The organism is Desulforhopalus sp., from assembly GCA_030247675.1.
Classification (GTDB): domain Bacteria; phylum Desulfobacterota; class Desulfobulbia; order Desulfobulbales; family Desulfocapsaceae; genus Desulforhopalus_A.
This window is the reverse complement of the sequence record JAOTRX010000003.1, coordinates 206,740-222,960: the sequence shown is the minus strand read 5'-3', so window position 1 is coordinate 222,960 and position 16,221 is coordinate 206,740. Positions and strand designations below refer to the sequence as shown.

At 51.6% G+C, this 16,221-nt stretch carries 14 protein-coding genes and 1 tRNA gene; 2 read left to right on the top strand and 13 right to left on the bottom strand.

Annotated features, from left to right (window positions below; all coding sequences use genetic code 11):
• Positions 1-124: 124 nt before the first annotated feature.
• The 5 genes from OEL83_08245 to OEL83_08225 all read right to left on the bottom strand — a co-directional run bounded on the left by OEL83_08245 (position 125) and on the right by OEL83_08225 (position 4,388).
• Positions 125-469: a hypothetical protein gene (locus OEL83_08245; GenBank protein ID MDK9707026.1), complete on the bottom strand. Its 345-nt coding sequence runs from the start codon at positions 467-469 to the stop codon at positions 125-127.
• 350 nt (positions 470-819) lie between these two features.
• Positions 820-896: transfer RNA gene (locus OEL83_08240), tRNA-Met, on the bottom strand.
• A 162-nt stretch (positions 897-1,058) separates the two neighbouring features.
• Entirely contained in the window at positions 1,059-2,705 is a 1,647-nt protein-coding gene (gene groL / locus OEL83_08235) for a chaperonin GroEL (protein ID MDK9707025.1), read from the bottom strand.
• Positions 2,706-2,784: 79 nt separating this feature from the next.
• Positions 2,785-3,075 (bottom strand): co-chaperone GroES, encoded by a 291-nt coding sequence (gene groES, locus OEL83_08230; protein MDK9707024.1) that lies wholly within the window; start codon positions 3,073-3,075, stop codon positions 2,785-2,787.
• Positions 3,076-3,305: 230 nt separating this feature from the next.
• The gene (locus OEL83_08225) at positions 3,306-4,388 is read right to left on the bottom strand and encodes a branched-chain amino acid aminotransferase (GenBank protein MDK9707023.1); all 1,083 of its coding nucleotides are present in this window, start codon (positions 4,386-4,388) and stop codon (positions 3,306-3,308) included.
• A gap of 193 nt (positions 4,389-4,581) precedes the next feature.
• Here OEL83_08225 and OEL83_08220 point away from each other — a divergent pair, with 193 nt between their 5' ends.
• A complete protein-coding gene (locus OEL83_08220) occupies positions 4,582-5,679 on the top strand; it encodes an AI-2E family transporter (protein MDK9707022.1) in 1,098 nt (365 codons plus the stop codon).
• Positions 5,680-5,740: 61 nt separating this feature from the next.
• On the opposite strand, the gene OEL83_08215 is transcribed toward OEL83_08220, so the two are convergent.
• The 8 genes from OEL83_08215 to OEL83_08180 all read right to left on the bottom strand — a co-directional run bounded on the left by OEL83_08215 (position 5,741) and on the right by OEL83_08180 (position 14,610).
• A complete protein-coding gene (locus tag OEL83_08215) occupies positions 5,741-7,054 on the bottom strand; it encodes a hypothetical protein (protein ID MDK9707021.1) in 1,314 nt (437 codons plus the stop codon).
• A gap of 334 nt (positions 7,055-7,388) precedes the next feature.
• Entirely contained in the window at positions 7,389-7,823 is a 435-nt protein-coding gene (locus tag OEL83_08210; protein ID MDK9707020.1) for a YkgJ family cysteine cluster protein, read from the bottom strand.
• Between the two features lie 7 nt (positions 7,824-7,830).
• Positions 7,831-8,862, bottom strand: coding sequence for a histone deacetylase (locus tag OEL83_08205; protein ID MDK9707019.1), 1,032 nt, complete (start codon positions 8,860-8,862; stop codon positions 7,831-7,833).
• Positions 8,855-9,394 (bottom strand): GNAT family N-acetyltransferase, encoded by a 540-nt coding sequence (locus OEL83_08200; protein ID MDK9707018.1) that lies wholly within the window; start codon positions 9,392-9,394, stop codon positions 8,855-8,857. Before OEL83_08200 ends, OEL83_08205 begins: the two co-directional genes overlap by 8 nt.
• A 123-nt stretch (positions 9,395-9,517) precedes the next feature.
• Positions 9,518-12,184, bottom strand: a complete 2,667-nt coding sequence (locus OEL83_08195; GenBank protein ID MDK9707017.1) for a PAS domain-containing protein — start codon at positions 12,182-12,184, stop codon at positions 9,518-9,520.
• Between the two features lie 101 nt (positions 12,185-12,285).
• The gene (locus tag OEL83_08190) at positions 12,286-13,815 is read right to left on the bottom strand and encodes a chemotaxis protein CheW (GenBank protein ID MDK9707016.1); all 1,530 of its coding nucleotides are present in this window, start codon (positions 13,813-13,815) and stop codon (positions 12,286-12,288) included.
• 22 nt (positions 13,816-13,837) lie between these two features.
• Positions 13,838-14,239: a hypothetical protein gene (locus tag OEL83_08185; protein MDK9707015.1), complete on the bottom strand. Its 402-nt coding sequence runs from the start codon at positions 14,237-14,239 to the stop codon at positions 13,838-13,840.
• Between the two features lie 239 nt (positions 14,240-14,478).
• The gene (locus OEL83_08180) at positions 14,479-14,610 is read right to left on the bottom strand and encodes a hypothetical protein (GenBank protein MDK9707014.1); all 132 of its coding nucleotides are present in this window, start codon (positions 14,608-14,610) and stop codon (positions 14,479-14,481) included.
• A 136-nt stretch (positions 14,611-14,746) separates the two neighbouring features.
• On the opposite strand from OEL83_08180, the gene OEL83_08175 reads away from it, so the two are divergent.
• Entirely contained in the window at positions 14,747-16,198 is a 1,452-nt protein-coding gene (locus tag OEL83_08175; GenBank protein MDK9707013.1) for an MBOAT family protein, read from the top strand.
• The last annotated feature ends 23 nt before the right edge of the window (positions 16,199-16,221 follow it).

Below are 16,221 nucleotides of genomic sequence, written 5' to 3'. Positions count from 1 at the left end.
CATAGAGCCAGACTGGCCTGGTGTCTGATAAATACCTTCGCTATATTGTAGTCTATGCATATGTTCTTAAAGGCAAAAATAAGTAAACATATCATGTGTCACGAACACCGATTCCCAACCAATCTCACGTCATCTTTCGGAGATAAAAGGCCAGTATAATTATGACAACAACCGGTACGATAAGCGCTGTCGGCAGCCAGGTACCAGTGCTTAACATGACAATCTGATTGAGTGCAACGAATAGCACATAACTATAAAAGCCCCATTTCTTCATCTTCCAGAAACCAATATTGCAGATCAGACCAACCACCCCAACAATTGCAAGATACGGGGGATACCAGAAGCCTATCTCGCGAGCAACTGTCGAAAACACTTTTGGCACGAGAAATGCCACGCCAATGAATCCCAAAATGCACAAAATGGTGATAACAGCTGGCCTTTCCTCAAGATTCTGAGCGATATCAGTCATAGCTTTCCAAACATACGGGCTGTTAAATGCAGCATATACGCCGTTGGCACACCGGGTTCAGTGTACGACACCTGCCAACAAGTATTCCGCATTACTTTTTCAGTAAAGTTACTCCGGCCAAGCATACTCATCCTAGCACCTTACTGACTTTTTTTGTTAATAGAATTGAAGCAGAAACACGAGACGTGGAAGAATACCACATTTGCCGGTGTTGATGTGTAGAAAAACAGCGCCAATAGTGCAATTGCCTCTTATAAACAGTGAGGAGAAAATTAGGCAAATAGAAAAACCCGCATTCCGAATGGAATAGCGGGTTTATATGTAAAGCCGGATAATTCCGGACGATAGGCTGGTGGCGATGCAGGGACTTGAACCCCGGACACTGCGGATATGAGCCGCATGCTCTGACCAACTGAGCTACATCGCCTTGAGATAAGGCCGGGAATAAATACCCCATCAGTTTCTTCATGTCAAGACTTTTTGTGTAACAAAGGCTTGGTCCCGACAAAACAAAAATTGGAGGGATCCACAACCATGAAACCCTCCAATCATTTCATGCTCCGGGATTACCGGAGCAAGCCGAATGATTTTACATCATTCCGCCCATTCCGCCCATTCCACCCATTCCTGGAGGCATCCCGCCGGCAGCAGGAGCATTCTCTTCCGGAATCTCGGCAATAGTGCACTCAGTGGTGAGGAGCATGCCAGCTACAGAAGCAGCATTTTGCAGCGCTGTTCTGGTAACCTTGGCGGGATCGATAACACCGGCAGTAATCAGATTCTCATACTCCTCGGTGGCGGCATTGAAGCCCATTGCTCCCTCAAGACCTTTCACATGCTCAACAATGACAGAGCCTTCACGTCCGGCGTTATTGGCGATTTGACGAATGGGCTCCTCAAGGGCTCTCAGCAGAATATTTCTTCCGAGACCTTGCTCACCTTTCAGATCCATTGCCGACAACGCTTTGAGGCAGCGGATATAGGCTACGCCACCACCAGGGACAACACCCTCTTCGACCGCAGCGCGAGTCGCATTCAAGGCATCCTCAACGCGTGCTTTTTTCTCCTTCATTTCAATCTCAGTAGCAGCACCGACGTTGATGACCGCAACGCCACCAATCAGTTTGGCAAGACGCTCCTGCAGTTTCTCGCGATCATAGTCAGAGGTTGTATCCTCTATCTGGGCACGGATCTGCTTGACGCGTGCAGCCAGTTTGTCTTTGTCGCCAGCACCATCAACAATCGTGGTGTTGTCTTTATCGACGACAATGCGCTTGCAGGTTCCGAGATCGTTGAGAGTAACGTTCTCAAGCTTGATGCCGAGATCTTCGGTGATAACCTGGCCGCCGGTGAGAATGGCGATATCTTCGAGCATTGCCTTACGACGGTCACCAAAACCAGGCGCCTTTACCGCAGCAACACTCAGGGTGCCGCGCAGTTTATTGACGACGAGAGTGGCGAGGGCCTCGCCATCTACGTCCTCTGCCACGATGAAAAGTCCTTTACCCATCTTGGCGACAGACTCAAGTACCGGCAGAAGATCCTTCATGCTGGAAACTTTTTTCTCTACCAGGAGGATGTACGGCTCATCCATGGTCACTTCCATTCTCTCCGGATCGGTGACAAAATAGGGAGAGAGGTAACCACGATCAAACTGCATACCTTCAACGACATCAAGGCTGGTGTCCATGGATTTTGCTTCCTCCACGGTAATAACGCCTTCTTTACCAACCTTATCCATGGCCTCGGCAATAATATTACCTATGGTCTCATCGCTGTTTGCAGAAATGGTACCAACCTGGGCAATCTCTTTTTGTTCTTTGGTCGGAGTGGCAATCTTCGCCAATTCGGCAACAACACAGGCAACACCCTTGTCGATACCGCGTTTGATTTCCATCGGATTACCGCCGGCGGCAACAAGTTTTACGCCTTCGGTATAGATCGATTGGGCAAGTACTGTAGCGGTGGTCGTTCCGTCACCGGCAACATCCGAGGTCTTCGAGGCAACTTCCTTGACCATCTGGGCGCCCATGTTCTCGAACTTGTCTTTCAGTTCGATCTCTTTGGCAACAGTCACGCCGTCCTTGGTGATGGTGGGGGCTCCGTAGGATTTGTCAATCAGTACATTGCGGCCTTTCGGACCGAGGGTCACTTTTACCGCATTCGCCAGGACATTAACGCCGTTGAGTATCGACTCACGGGCCTTCACTCCATATTTGATTTCTTTTCCAGCCATTATTATTTCTCCCTTTTCAACGAGATATTATCAATTTATTAAAGATTACGGTGCAAACAAATTCCAGATATTCCTGAAACTATTTAACAACGATCCCGAGGATATCGTCTTCACGCATAATCAGAAAGTCGTCGCCATCAATTTTCACTTCAGTGCCACCGTATTTGGAAAACAATACTCTGTCACCGGCAACCACCTGAAGAGCAACTCTCTCACCTTTATCGTTGAGTTTTCCAGGACCAACAGCAACGACTTCACCCTCGGCCGGCTTCTCTTTGGCGCTGTCAGGGATGATGATACCACCTGCTGTTTTTGCCTCTTCTGCAAGTCGCTTCACCAAAAGACGATCATTCAATGGACGAATCTTCATTACTACCTCCTAACGATACAAATGATTTGTGACGGAAAAAGGGACCCACAAGTGAACAAAAGGAGTCCCAAATTGAATTTTTGCCCGATTTTCAGGGTGGTATATCGAACTGGGCAAAAATATAGGCTGTCATCTTCAAAAATCAAGGGGCGATTTTTAAAAAAAACAGGAGATGCCGGACGTCCCATGCAAGCCGATGAAACGCCCGGAAATATGATGTTTTTATAGAATCAGCCGACGCGAACCACCCATTTGAACGGGTCCTTTTGATGTCCCCTTTGAATGGCCTGCAGTTCGGAATAGAGCCTCGCCGACAGTTCACCGGTCTGGCCGTTACGTATCTTGTAACCGACATTTTTGTACAGTAACTCACCGACCGGCGATATGACGGCAGCGGTTCCCGTGCCGAATGCCTCCTGAAGCGTCCCGTCCGCGTTGGCCTGCAGAACTTCGTCAATGGAGATCTTCCGCTCGGCCACCGCCACCCCCCAACTGGAGGCCAGTTTGATAACGGAATCCCGGGTGAGACCGCCTAAAATCGAACCCTCCAGGGGCGGCGTGATCAACTCGTCATTTATCTTGAAAAAGATATTGCTGGTTCCTACCTCTTCAACATATTTATGTTCGCAGGCATCAAGCCACAACACCTGGGTACAACCCTCCTTTTTGGCTATCTCCGACGTAAAGAGTGAAGCCGCGTAATTGCCGGCGTTCTTGACATAGCCAACACCGCCTTTCACCGCCCTGGCATACTGATCACTGACATAGATCTTGGTAGGATTACAACCTTCGGCATAATACGAACCGACGGGGGTCATAATTATATAAAAATAATAGAGCGAGGACGGCTTTACACCCAGAGTCGGTTCAATCGCAATCATCGTCGGACGGATATATAAGGTTGCCCCCTCTGAGCGTGGCACCCACTCTCTTTCCAAGTAAATCAGAGATTTTAAAATATTGACGACCTTTTCCACAGGAATCCGCGGCATACACATCCGTACCGCCGAATTGTTCATTCTCTCGAAATTGTCCTTGGGACGAAAGAGGAATAGTTGATCGTCTTTGCCGCGATATGCCTTGAGACCCTCAAAAATTGCTTGTCCGTAGTGGAAAACCATTGCCGCAGGACTGAGCTGGAAATCCTGGTTGGCGCATATTTTCGCGTCATGCCAGCCATTCTCCCGGCTCCATTTCATCAAGAACATATGATCGGTAAAATGAAGTCCAAAACCCAGTTTGTCCGGTGACGGCTTTTTTTTCAAACGATCTCCAGCAACCTTCTCCAACACCACTTCAAGATCTTCCCACATTGTCCAACTCTCCTCGGCAACACGATTTTTTCTTTGCTTAATCAACAAGAGACTATATCTTTATCCAATAGGCGATGCCACCAAGCCTTATCGCTCAGTTCGTCTGGAAGGGTTTAGGATACCTCAGCAACCGGAATAATTGCAACCCCATTTCATTTACCCATAAACCTCGAACTGCCTCAGGAAACCAGGAATGACAAGACCTGCAACCGAATATCAGCCAAACGGGCAAGCGCCCAGTCCGATTAGTATCCGGTATTTCCTACTGGTCTTCGCCATCTCGATCTTTTTTTTCGGCCTGATCCTGTCGCCGTTCTGGTCGATCCTGGTACTGTCCTTTCTCCTCACCAATCTTTTTCGCCCGATCTATATCTTCCTCAACAGAAAACTCCCCAACCAGATAGCCTCAGCTGGCACCTGTCTGTTGATTATTGCCATCGTCTTTATTCCTCTCATTTTCTTTGTGTTTTCCTTGGCCGATGAGGCATTCAACCTCTATAGCTGGGGCCGCGACAGCCGGATCGGCCTGAAGCTCCAGGTATTTATCCAGGAAAGTCCGATAATTTTACAATTTCACGCACAATTACTCCAAGTTGGATTCGATTTCGATCCATCGGAGATCTCCGATATCTTCTCCTATCTGGTGAAAAAAGGCGGCCTATTTCTTTACAACCAGGCCAGCTCCTGGGCAGCCAACGTCTTGCAATCTGTCGTCCTTTTCTTTTTGATGATTTTAGTGATATTCTTCCTCCTCATTGATCAGCCCAAGCTGATAGACTACCTAATCCGCATCTCGCCCCTGCCAGAGGACGAAAATCGCCTGCTCATCGACAAGTTTCAGGAAATCGCCAATGCAATTCTTAAAGGCAACGGTATCTGCGGATTGATACAGGGGGTCTTGGGCGGCGCCATGTTTTCCATCCTCGGCCTCAACTCCCCGATTCTTTGGGGCTGCGTCATGGCGGTCATCGCCTTCATGCCGATCTTCGGCATAGGCCTGGTGATGATCCCGGCCGCTGTGTTTTTGATGCTCAGCGACAGGATGAATGAGGGAATTTTCCTCCTGTTTTATTATTTAATTCTTTCCTTCGGCGTTGAAAATTTTGCCAAACCGAAGATGGTCGGAACCCAGGTGAACATGCATACCCTCTTGGTTTTCCTGTCGATTCTTGGCGGGATGACGATCTATGGGGTGCTCGGGATCATCTATGGCCCGCTTATCATTACCGCCTTCCTGACTTTATCGGAAATCTACCTGAAGAAGTATGACCGCTATGTTCGCCAGCTATAGGGATTACCTGCGAATCTAACAATACAGCCGCGAAAGACTTACCGGAAAGGGTATACAGAAATTACGCGAAATCGATGGGAATGACATCCCAGCATGTCACCTTGTCTTTGCTCCACATGACGACGCTGGCCTTGGCATCCTGGGAAACAATGATGCCAAGGACGTCATGCAGCTTGTTACAGAGATAGTAAAGAGATCTATGCCTGGTACCGACACTTTCAACGCGCTCGACCTGGCGGTGAAGGCCTTCTGGATCCATGGCCCGGGCGACGATTCCTCCCATCTCCATGGCTCCCTGGATGATTCCGCCAAAGCCGATTATCTCCAGGCTCTCGGTGGTCACGACAGCACCATCCACCCCGGTGAGTCTGGCGATAAATCTGGCATACTTAAACACCCGCTCATCAAGCTGACCCAATTCCTCGGTCTGCAAGGACACATAGTCCTTCCACCCAGCCAGATAATCTGGCCCATATAACCGCCCGCAATTCCGGGATAAAACCTCCATAATCTTCAACACGATCTTGCGCAGCTGATAACGGGGATCGCCTTCATTGAAACGGTACTTCAGATCGATATACGGGTTGTCATGGGCCACCAAGTCATCCATGCCGGCGGGAAAGGAGATGATGGTGCCACCGTGCCCGGAACGCCGCACCGTACTGATAACATGCTTAAAGAACTCAAGATACAGGGCAGGAATAAAGGCAGGATCGATGCGCGACCATGTGCCCGGATCGCGGTTCGGATTCTGTTCATGCAGGGCGGCAAGCTCACTGCGCACCTGCCCGAATCGCCTGGCAACCCATTGCGAGCGGAAGACATTGGTCGACGGGGTGATAATTTTGCCGCCGCTCAGCTGGGCAAGAATCTCTATCCCCCGGCAGACAATCAACCGGCCGGCACCGAGAATATTAATACCTAAGGCCGGCGGCAGCGGGGTTGCCTGCTTGCTGCCGCCATGAATGACGTGCATCCACCGGGAGCCGGAGTGGATCAGACCCCAGATCTGTATACCTTCCCCCCGGCAGCGAAGACCTATGAGCGAGTTATTATAGTCAATCGAGGGGCCGAGTTTGAGGAGTTCGTACTCGTTATATGGCCGTGGCTCGGTAAAACTGAGGGTAAAGAGCCCGAGCGCCTCGCCGCTGCCATCTTCATCAACGTCTTCCGGTTCGCAAAGCATCAAGCGAAAACGAAGACCACGCGCCTCCTCCCGCATCTGGCTTACCTGATAGGCGGTCGACAGCAGCTCTTCCAGCACCGAGGAATCGGGCAGCCGCCCATATCCCGGACCGGTACCCATCCCCGGCGGCCCAAGCCGCCAGAGCTGGAGAAGCTCCTGCACCAAATCCTTTGGATACCTATGGGCCATTGCCGACTCCTGTCTTGAGGTGAACTGCCAATCCTCAGGTTTCTGCACCCCACATTTTTCCCGCCAAATCCCTGCACGCGGTATACGGCAAGGAAACAACGAAGCATAAAGTGTCTGGCGAGGTCTCCCGCCGCACACCGCGACAGGTACCATGGCCACAAACTATCACTTTGATTTATTTTATAAAATTACTGAAAACAAGCAAGACTTTTCCCGGCAACAAGCGGAAAAATCGCCCTGTGCAGACATGCGATGCTGTTAGACAAATTTAAGGAATCCTGTTGCCAGGTCAAGAGTCGAAAACCGCTGCGCAATAAATGCCAGACCAGGCCCACTATTCGACCTTTAACGGCAGGCCGTAACTGTCTTTGCCAAGAAGGTGGATAGCATCGCCCCCTCCAAAGAGATGGAGAAAGCTGTCATCGACAAGATTGCAGCGAAAGCCCCGGCAGGTCCTTGGCCGGTAGTGATAGATTTTACACCGGTATTTGCCGTTTCGGTGCTCAAGAAAGACACATCCCTTATCGTCAGGATGAATCATGTACAACTTGTCGTTATCTTTGGCCTTGGCTATTGCGGTTTGCAGGTCACTTTCCCGGATATCCTTCATACTCACGTTGACCCCAACATGGCCACCCATTTTCGTTATAAACTCGGCCTCATCCGGCTGCACGACAATTTTCCGGTAGCCCTTGCAACAGGTACCGCACTGGCGGCACTCATGAAAAATGGTCTTCAAGGCATCTTCATCTATCTTTTTATTTTCCATGATTTCCTTATTGTAAAAGCCACTTGGCCTGGAGAGGGTGATCCTTCAACAACTGGTTGGCGCGTTCAGAATAATATACCCCTATCTTATCCCGCCGGTTCGTCAGCAGACTTTCAATGGTCGCCAGCACCGATGCCTCAAGGCTCAAAGGGTTGTAGCCGCCTTCGAGAACCATCAGCAAGCGGTTGTCGCAGAACTCCCGGGCATATTGTTTAAGCATGGCGGTGACGAGACCGAACCATTCGGTGGAGAGGTTGGTACCGCTGATGGTTTCGTCTCTGTGGCCATCATACCCGGCCGAAACCAGGATTATCTGCGGCAGATACTGCTCAACCACACTCTGCAGAATGCGGCCGAGAAGGAAGGTGTATTCGACATCAGCAAACTGGGCAAAAACCGGCACGTTAATGGTATAGCCTGTCCCCTTTCCGCTCCCTGTCTCTTCGGCTTTGCCGGTAAAAGGAAAGATATCCCGCTGGTGCAGGGAAAGCACCAAGACCTCGTCGGTGTCGTAAAACACCTCCTGAGTTCCGTTGCCGTGATGGGCGTCAAAATCGAGGATGAGTATCCGCCTGAGCTGATAGTGGCGTCGTAGATACTCAGCTACAATCGCAACATTATTGAAGATGCAGAAGCCCATGCCCCGGCCGGGCTCCGCATGGTGGCCGGGAGGACGGACCATGGCAAAACCATGATCGAGTTCGCCGCCCATGATCCGGTCGGCCAATGCCATACAGCCGCCGGCCGCCAACTCTGCGGTTTCCAGGGAATGTCCCATCAGGTAGGTATCGCGATCGTAGGAATAGGGATCAGAACGCAACTGGTGGTCGCGCAGCTGCTCCAGATAAAACCGCGAATGGACCGCTTCGATGTCGGCAAGATCTGCCGGCCGTGCCGGCAAGAATACACAATCCTGCCGGAAGCGCTCCTGGACCACCGCCGAAAGACGGCGGATTCGCCCTGGATTTTCCGGCGAGTGGCCTGAAATTGCGTGCCTCTGCAAACGGCCATCGACAACCAGGCCAAGTTTTTTATTCATAATGATACTGATACACAAGACTATTGGAAAAGGTAGCGGCATCCAACCGGAACAAATGGCCTACCCGCTTGACGTTGTGATCATCGTAGTTGAGAGTTTCCAGCAACTCGAAACCAAGTTTTGTCAGACAGCGTTGCTGCGAGCGATTGTTGATATCGGTATACATCTCAACGCTTGCAACCTTCACCCGCATAAAGAGATGGATGATCAGATATTTCTGGGCCTCCGTGCCATAGCCCTTGTTGCGCTGACCCGGATCGGAGATCTTTATGGCCATTACCGCACAACTCCGCCGTTCCGGCCGGAGCCAGTAACGCAGGGTACCGATCGGTCCAACGTCTTTCTGCTCAATGAGAAAAATACGATTTTGCTCCTGCCAGCATGCATCGCCGGCGATTATCTCCCGCCCTTCGCGCGTGTCGATGCGATCGGGGCTTAGATACTCACCGTGGGCGATATCACTATTGCTCCAGCTGACGAAGAGGGGCAGGTCCTGCTCCATCAAGCGCCGCAACCGCAGCCGCGGAGTCATTATTTTGTCGCCAAAAATCATAATCAGCTACACAAGTCTCTGAGAATACAGTCATAGCCAGCAACAGGGAATCACCGAGTTAGGACGGGAGGCGTGGAGGTCCTCCCGCCCTAAACGATACCGCTAGAGATTCTGCACCGCTTCCTGAAGGTTTTTGTTTGATTGCACCAACCGGTCTAAGGCCCCAACCGTTCCAGCCAGGGATTTATTGACAAGGCCGGTTGATTGCTGATTCTCCTTTGAAGACACCGCGACATTTTCGATCTCGGTCATGACGCTTTGGCCGCTGCTGCAGAGATTTTTCGATTGCTGGCTCAAACCGTCGACCGCCCGGGAGATGGTCTCGATTCCCCTGGAAATAGTCTCCATGGAATCGAGGGCGGTATTGATAACCTTGCCACCTTCATCGAGCATGACCATGCCGTTCTGCATGGCGTTGATAGTCTGCAGAGAGTCTTTTTCCACTTTCTTGACGATATCGGAGATGTCGATGGCCGATTTCGAGCTGTTTTCAGCAAGTTTTCGCACCTCATCGGCGACAACCGCAAAGCCGCGCCCGGCATCCCCTGCCCGTGCCGCCTCGATCGCCGCGTTAAAGGCGAGGAGATTGGTCTTCGAGGCTATATCCTTGATGATATCGACAAAACCCGAGATCTTCTCCAGCTGGCTGACCAGGCCGCTGACCATCTCATTGTTTTTCTTCATGGCGCTGTTGATGTCCATGAGCTTCTGTTCGGCGTTTTTACCGGCCGCCTTGCCCGTCTCCGCCTCTTTTGACAGATCAGTCGCCAGCCGGTTCGATTCGCTGGAGAGACTGACCATCGTTCCGGAGCTCTCAACCATCTCTTTCACCGTCTGCAGCGAGACATCGAGCTTACGAACCTCGGTGTCGATCAAGGTGTTCATCTCATCGACCTTGACCTTGGCTTGATCCATCTCCCGCTTTGACTCGCCGACCAGGGCATCGACATCATTGACGGCGGCGCTGATCAGCTTCTCCACGGCCTTTTCAGCGGTAACGTCGGTGATATATTCTAGAGCGCCCTTGATATTGCCCTTGGCATCCTTAATCGGCGAGGCGGTGTACTTGATCGGGATAATTTTGCCATTGGGCTTGGCGGTGGTTTGTTCCTGAACAATCGAATCGGTGCGCATGGCCTTGCCGCAGGCGCAGTTATCGGTCCGGCAGTGGTCGGTCTGGAAGAGATCGTAACATTTTTTGCCGATCACCTCGTCCGGGGTCCGCCCAAGTACCGCCGAACCGGCCGGGTTCATGAAGGTGATGTTGAAATCGGTGTCTATAGACATTATCGGTGTCGGGATGGTGTTGAGGTTCTCGATCTTCTCATCCGCCGCCTGCCTTTGCCTGGCCTCCTCCGTCATATCAAGGACGTACTCCAGGGCGCCCTTGATGTTGCCCTTGGCGTCCTTGATCGGCGCCCCGGTATATTTGATCGGGATAATGACTCCTTCCGCAGGTCTTGCGATGGTCTGCTCTGTCACCACCGAATCAGTACGCATGGCCCGGGCGCAGGCACATTTTTCGGTCTTGCAGTGTGGTGTTTTGAAGAGATCATAGCATTTCTTGCCAACCACCTCGTCCGGGGTCGAACCAACCACCGCCGCCCCGGCCGGGTTCATATAGGTGATGGTGAAATCGGTATCAACGGCAAGAATCGGCGTGGGGATGGTGTTGAGATTGTCGATCTTTTCCTCGGCGGCCTGCTTCTGCTTAGATTCTTCTGTCATATCGAGAACATACTCAAGGGCTCCCTTGATATTGCCCTTGGCATCCTTGATCGGTGCACCGGTATACTTGATCGGAATGATGACCCCTTCCGCCGGCCTGGCGATGGTCTGTTCGGTCACCACCGCATCGGTGCGCATGGCGCGGCCACAGGCACATTTATCGGTCTTGCAGTGAGGCGTCTTAAAGAGATCGTAGCACTTCCGGCCGATGACCTCATCAGGGGTCTTACCAACCACCGAGGCACCGGCCGGATTCATAAAGGTGATGGTGAAATCGGTGTCAATGGCCAACACCGGCGTCGGCAGGGTGTTGAGATTCTCGATCTTTTCGTCAGCCATTTGCCTCTGCTTGATTTCCTCCGTCATATCGAGGATATATTCAAGCGCTCCCTTGATATTTCCCTTGGCGTCCTTGACCGGTGCCCCGGTATATTTGATCGGCACGATGACACCGTCCCTCGGCCTGGCGATGGTCTGCTCGGTCACCACCGAATCGGTCTTCATCGCCCGGGCGCAAGCGCATTTCTCGGTCTTGCAATGGGGGGTCTTAAAGAGGTCATAGCATTTCTTGCCGATCACCTCATCCACCGTCAGCCCGGCGACAGCGGCACCCGCTGGATTCATGAAGGTAATGGCAAACTTGGTATCTATCTCCATGATCGGTGTCGGGATGACATCGAGATCGGTGGACAGCTGCCGCAACCGGGCCTCGGTGGCCTTCTGGGCACTGATGTCCTGCAGGGTGACAAAGGTGCCGCCACCACCATTCATCGGTACGGCCTTGCTGGTGAAAAATGTTATGCCTTTATCCCCATCCTTGTAGATCACCTCGGTGGACACCGGCTTGTTGATCCTCCGTGATTTTTCCACTGGACAATCCTTGGTTCCGCAAAGCTGGGTGGGACAGGCCTCTTCACAGGTCATCTTGGCAAGGAGGGCCTCCTTGGTGAGATTAAAGCGGGTCAGAAAGGGCTTATTGGCCCAGGTGACAACCTTCTTTTCATCGACGATATAACTTGGCTCCAAAAATAGATCTAACATCGCGGTATCCTGTTCCATATTTATAGTCCTTTGCTTGTTTTCCATATTCCGCCTCTCCCTGGCTCAATTATTTCTAGAAGTAGTGATGTTTTGAAAACCTCTTAAGAGTGCTCCACCTCAAGATGATTCCGAATAAGATTGTGAATGTTGACGACCAGCACGTGCTCGGTTTTCTGACCTTCCTGCTCAAAGAGTATCAATCTGTCGAGGGTGTCCTTCCTTTTTGCCAGCTCCTTTTTGATTGACGAGGTATTTTGGCACTGCTCCTGTTTATAAATGGTGACAATGCCATCAACCTCCAGGGCTATTGTCATCGACTCATTTCTGCAGATAATGAGCTTATGCTCCGCCGTGCCCTGCGGCCCGCCGGAATACCCGTAGAATTCGCGGAGATTGATGACCGGGACCACCAAACCGCGCAGATTGATTACCCCACTTTTGAAAGCACTTGCCCCGGGCAGACCCAAAACCCCGGATTTCTGAATAATCTCTTGCACATCCTTGAGCTGCACCGCCATATATCTGCCGATCCAAAAGACCAGATAACAGTTTTCGGTGATGAGATGATGGGCACTGGTCATCGATTCTTTGCCTTTGTCCCTGACGGTCTCGGCACCGCTGCTCAAACGGGCCAGGGTCTGCAATTCATCGGAATGGCCGTGGATCAGGGTATCCATGTTCAGGAGCATGATATTCGACCCGTCATTCTTCTGATAAATACCTGATATTGAATTATTTCCACGCCCCAGAGGAAGCACTTCATCGTCGGGTATGGGGATAATGGCCTTCACCTCTTCGACAATCAAACCAACGGTAAAGGTCTTGTCCGATACCACGAGAATCCTGGTGTGCTCCCCAAGATATTCATCACTGGAGACACCGGGTCCTCCCAGCAATCGTCTCGCGTTCAACACCGGAATGGTTTTCCCTCTGAGAGTCAGGGAGCCGTCGATATTGCTGTGTTTGAAGAGGTCCTGGATGGAACTGCTAAACGGCGGATTCTTCTCCTCGACGCCACCGCGATACATCTGATTGACCGCATCGAAGAAGGTTATTTCCTGGGTATATTCGACCGGAATGGCATAGAGTTGTTCAGCAAAGGCAAAGACCACGTGGCGGGTGAACGGCGATGATTTTGCCTCTCGCGCATCGCTGAGCAAGGCCTCGCCGATCTTCTCAAGTTCGAGTGCCTTGCCGGGAAAGAGACTGTTGAGATCAAGGAGTTCCACGGTCCTCTTGCCCTTTTCCAGGGAAATCAGTGATGAAATAATCGTATCGTCGGTCTGCAAGGCAGTGTCGACCTTGCGGATGTCTTCCGGACCTACCGCGAAGACCTCGCGGATATCGTCAAAGAGCAGCCCATAGCGACGATGAAAGAGTTTGACAACGGCGACCTTGGCCGTTGCGTCGTAGTCTCTCCCGGCCAGGCCGAGTCTTTTCTTCAAATTGATGAGTGGGATCACCTCTTCCCGGAGGTGCATGATACCCTCAACAAAATCGAGACTGGCGGGCAAACGCTGGATACGCCCGGTAACGGGGGTTGCCTCGGCAACGTTTTCCGCTTTCAGGGCAATCTCCAGGCCTTCCGATCTGTCGAGAAGGAAGGACGCAAATAATTGCGGCTGGGCCATCGTTATTCTCCTTGTGTAGTGCTCAGTTGACATATCCGGTCATTTTGCAGATTACCGCTTCCAGCTCGGCAAGGTTCCGCCCCGCCTGGGTTATGTAGCGTGGTTCGAGCAGGTGGTATTTCCTGTCGTCACCATCGATCGGTCCGGCGATAACCAGAATCTTTTTCAGACCCTCAAAGGCATCGCGGGCCCCGACCATGGCATCAAGGTCCTGCAGGTTCTCAATGTAGAGGATAACAAGATCGCCGCATCGTGGGGCTTTTGCCTGGAACTGGCCAACACCGGAGGGCTGGTCGTCGAGGGCGCGAATATTCCGCAGCTCGTCGATGTTGCGGAGCGCCGCCAGATACCGCTGCGGGCAGGTCTGCCACCTGCAGGCGGTAACGCAATCCGGTTTCTTTCTGGAGAAAAAAAAAGTCGTCATGCTTTTTCACGTTCGGAAGGATGGTAGTGTACACCGCAAGGGCATACGTTTCGTATGAGTAGGCCAACTGCTCAACTCAGCTCCAACAATCTCAGACAAAGAGCACCTTGCCCGAGGAAATAGCAGCAACCGTGCCAACCCCGGGAAAAACCCCAAATCACCGACACATATTTTTTACATTCAAATACTTACAAGGTACGACAAAGACATAACATGGACTCTAAGGCCGGACACAACTGTCAATAAATATGAACAGCATCCTGCTTTGTTGACAACAACTCGGGAATACGGCGAGCATTGCCCTCCACCGCTAAGGTCGCCAGTGAACCGATACGGTGCCCAAACCCTGCGAAAAGTGTTTGGATTGCCATGGCTTCTTGCTGTACACTCACCTCTTACCCCGGCTCATGGCGGGAAGGGTTCGGCCAGACGGCTGATTCACGCAAATCGATAAAAATTTTTCGGCAACTGCCAGGCTGTGTCGTGTACTGCGGCTGAGGTGCAATTATGGTTTTTAATTCGTTTTCCTTTCTTCTTCTGTTTTTGCCGGTCACCTTGCTCGGCTTTTACTTCTTTGCCCGGCGGGACAGGCGATGGGCGGCCGGTTGGCTGGTGGTTGCATCGCTGTATTTTTATGGTTCATGGGATCTTCGCTATATCCCCATCCTCCTGGCCTCCATCTGTATCAATTACTGGACATGCAGGCGGATCCTTGCAGCCCACGATACCCATCGCAAAAAATGGCTGACGGCATCGATAGTGTTCAATCTGTCCCTCCTTGGCTTTTTCAAGTACGCCAATTTTTTCATTCATTCGATCAACCAGATCACCGCCGCCGATCTGCCGGTGCTGCACATCCTCCTGCCGCTGGGGATTTCATTTTTCACCTTTACCCAGATCTCCCTGCTGGTCGATGCCTATCACCGGAAAATAAAGGAGGTCAATTTCCCGCATTATCTGCTCTTTACCTCGTATTTCCCCTATATCATCGCCGGACCCATCCTCCATCACCAGGAGATGATGCCGCAGTTTTCCGACCCGGAGCACTACCAGGTAAAGGCCGACAACTTTGCCATAGGGGTTTCCCTTTTTGTCTTTGGCCTCGGCAAGAAACTCCTCATCGCCGATAATCTGGCCTCGGCGATTCAGCCGGTTTTTGCCGGCGGCGATCCGCAATTTTTCCAGGCATGGCTGGGCATGCTCGCCTACACCATGCAGCTGTATTTTGATTTCTCCGGCTATTCCGATATGGCCGTCGGGGTGTCCCGGCTGATGGGTTTTCATATCCCGGTCAACTTTCATTCCCCTTACAAGGCGACAAGTGTCAGCGATTTCTGGCAAAGATGGCACATCTCCCTGTCCCGGTTTCTCCGCAATTACCTGTATATCCCTCTCGGAGGCAACCGTGAGGGCCAGCTGAAACGCTACCGCAATCTCATCCTGACCATGCTGCTCGGTGGCTTATGGCACGGAGCGAACTGGACCTTTGTTGTCTGGGGGGGACTGCATGGGTTGTACCTCTGCGTGCAGCACGGCTGGCAACACATGATGGAAAAATATCCAAGGCCGCCGGCGGCGCTGACCGACTTCCTCGGCCGGATTCTCACCTTCATTGCGGTGGTGGTTGCCTGGTGTTTCTTCCGCGCACCGGACGTAGCATCGGCCTTCGGTGTTCTCGCAGGAATGATAGGCTGCAACGGAGTCTCGGCGGTTACCGAAATCGACTCCCTCGGCTACACCATGCTGGTACTCAGTACTTTTGTCGCCTTTTGTATGCCCAATACCAATGAACTGTTTTTATATTCCGACAAGGAACGAAAAACCAAACTGCGATCGCCATCCATTATCACCATACACTGGTCGCCCCGCCTGCTTTGGAGCATTACCGTCGGCTGCATCCTTGCCCTGTGCATCCTCAGTATCGAGCGAACCAACGATTTTATCTATGCCCAGTTTTAGCAATTATCGAAAATATTCAATGC

What these genes read in the sequence shown, in the direction of transcription:
- OEL83_08245 (MDK9707026.1), bottom strand. Translation starts at nt 469, where the DNA reads ATGACTGATATCGCTCAGAATCTTGAGGAAAGGCCAGCTGTTATCACC.
- groL (MDK9707025.1), bottom strand. Translation starts at nt 2,705, where the DNA reads ATGGCTGGAAAAGAAATCAAATATGGAGTGAAGGCCCGTGAGTCGATA.
- groES (MDK9707024.1), bottom strand. Translation starts at nt 3,075, where the DNA reads ATGAAGATTCGTCCATTGAATGATCGTCTTTTGGTGAAGCGACTTGCA.
- OEL83_08225 (MDK9707023.1), bottom strand. Translation starts at nt 4,388, where the DNA reads ATGTGGGAAGATCTTGAAGTGGTGTTGGAGAAGGTTGCTGGAGATCGT.
- OEL83_08220 (MDK9707022.1), top strand. Translation starts at nt 4,582, where the DNA reads ATGACAAGACCTGCAACCGAATATCAGCCAAACGGGCAAGCGCCCAGT.
- OEL83_08215 (MDK9707021.1), bottom strand. Translation starts at nt 7,054, where the DNA reads ATGGCCCATAGGTATCCAAAGGATTTGGTGCAGGAGCTTCTCCAGCTC.
- OEL83_08210 (MDK9707020.1), bottom strand. Translation starts at nt 7,823, where the DNA reads ATGGAAAATAAAAAGATAGATGAAGATGCCTTGAAGACCATTTTTCAT.
- OEL83_08205 (MDK9707019.1), bottom strand. Translation starts at nt 8,862, where the DNA reads ATGAATAAAAAACTTGGCCTGGTTGTCGATGGCCGTTTGCAGAGGCAC.
- OEL83_08200 (MDK9707018.1), bottom strand. Translation starts at nt 9,394, where the DNA reads ATGACTCCGCGGCTGCGGTTGCGGCGCTTGATGGAGCAGGACCTGCCC.
- OEL83_08195 (MDK9707017.1), bottom strand. Translation starts at nt 12,184, where the DNA reads ATGTTAGATCTATTTTTGGAGCCAAGTTATATCGTCGATGAAAAGAAG.
- OEL83_08190 (MDK9707016.1), bottom strand. Translation starts at nt 13,815, where the DNA reads ATGGCCCAGCCGCAATTATTTGCGTCCTTCCTTCTCGACAGATCGGAA.
- OEL83_08185 (MDK9707015.1), bottom strand. Translation starts at nt 14,239, where the DNA reads ATGACGACTTTTTTTTTCTCCAGAAAGAAACCGGATTGCGTTACCGCC.
- OEL83_08180 (MDK9707014.1), bottom strand. Translation starts at nt 14,610, where the DNA reads ATGGCAATCCAAACACTTTTCGCAGGGTTTGGGCACCGTATCGGTTCA.
- OEL83_08175 (MDK9707013.1), top strand. Translation starts at nt 14,747, where the DNA reads ATGGTTTTTAATTCGTTTTCCTTTCTTCTTCTGTTTTTGCCGGTCACC.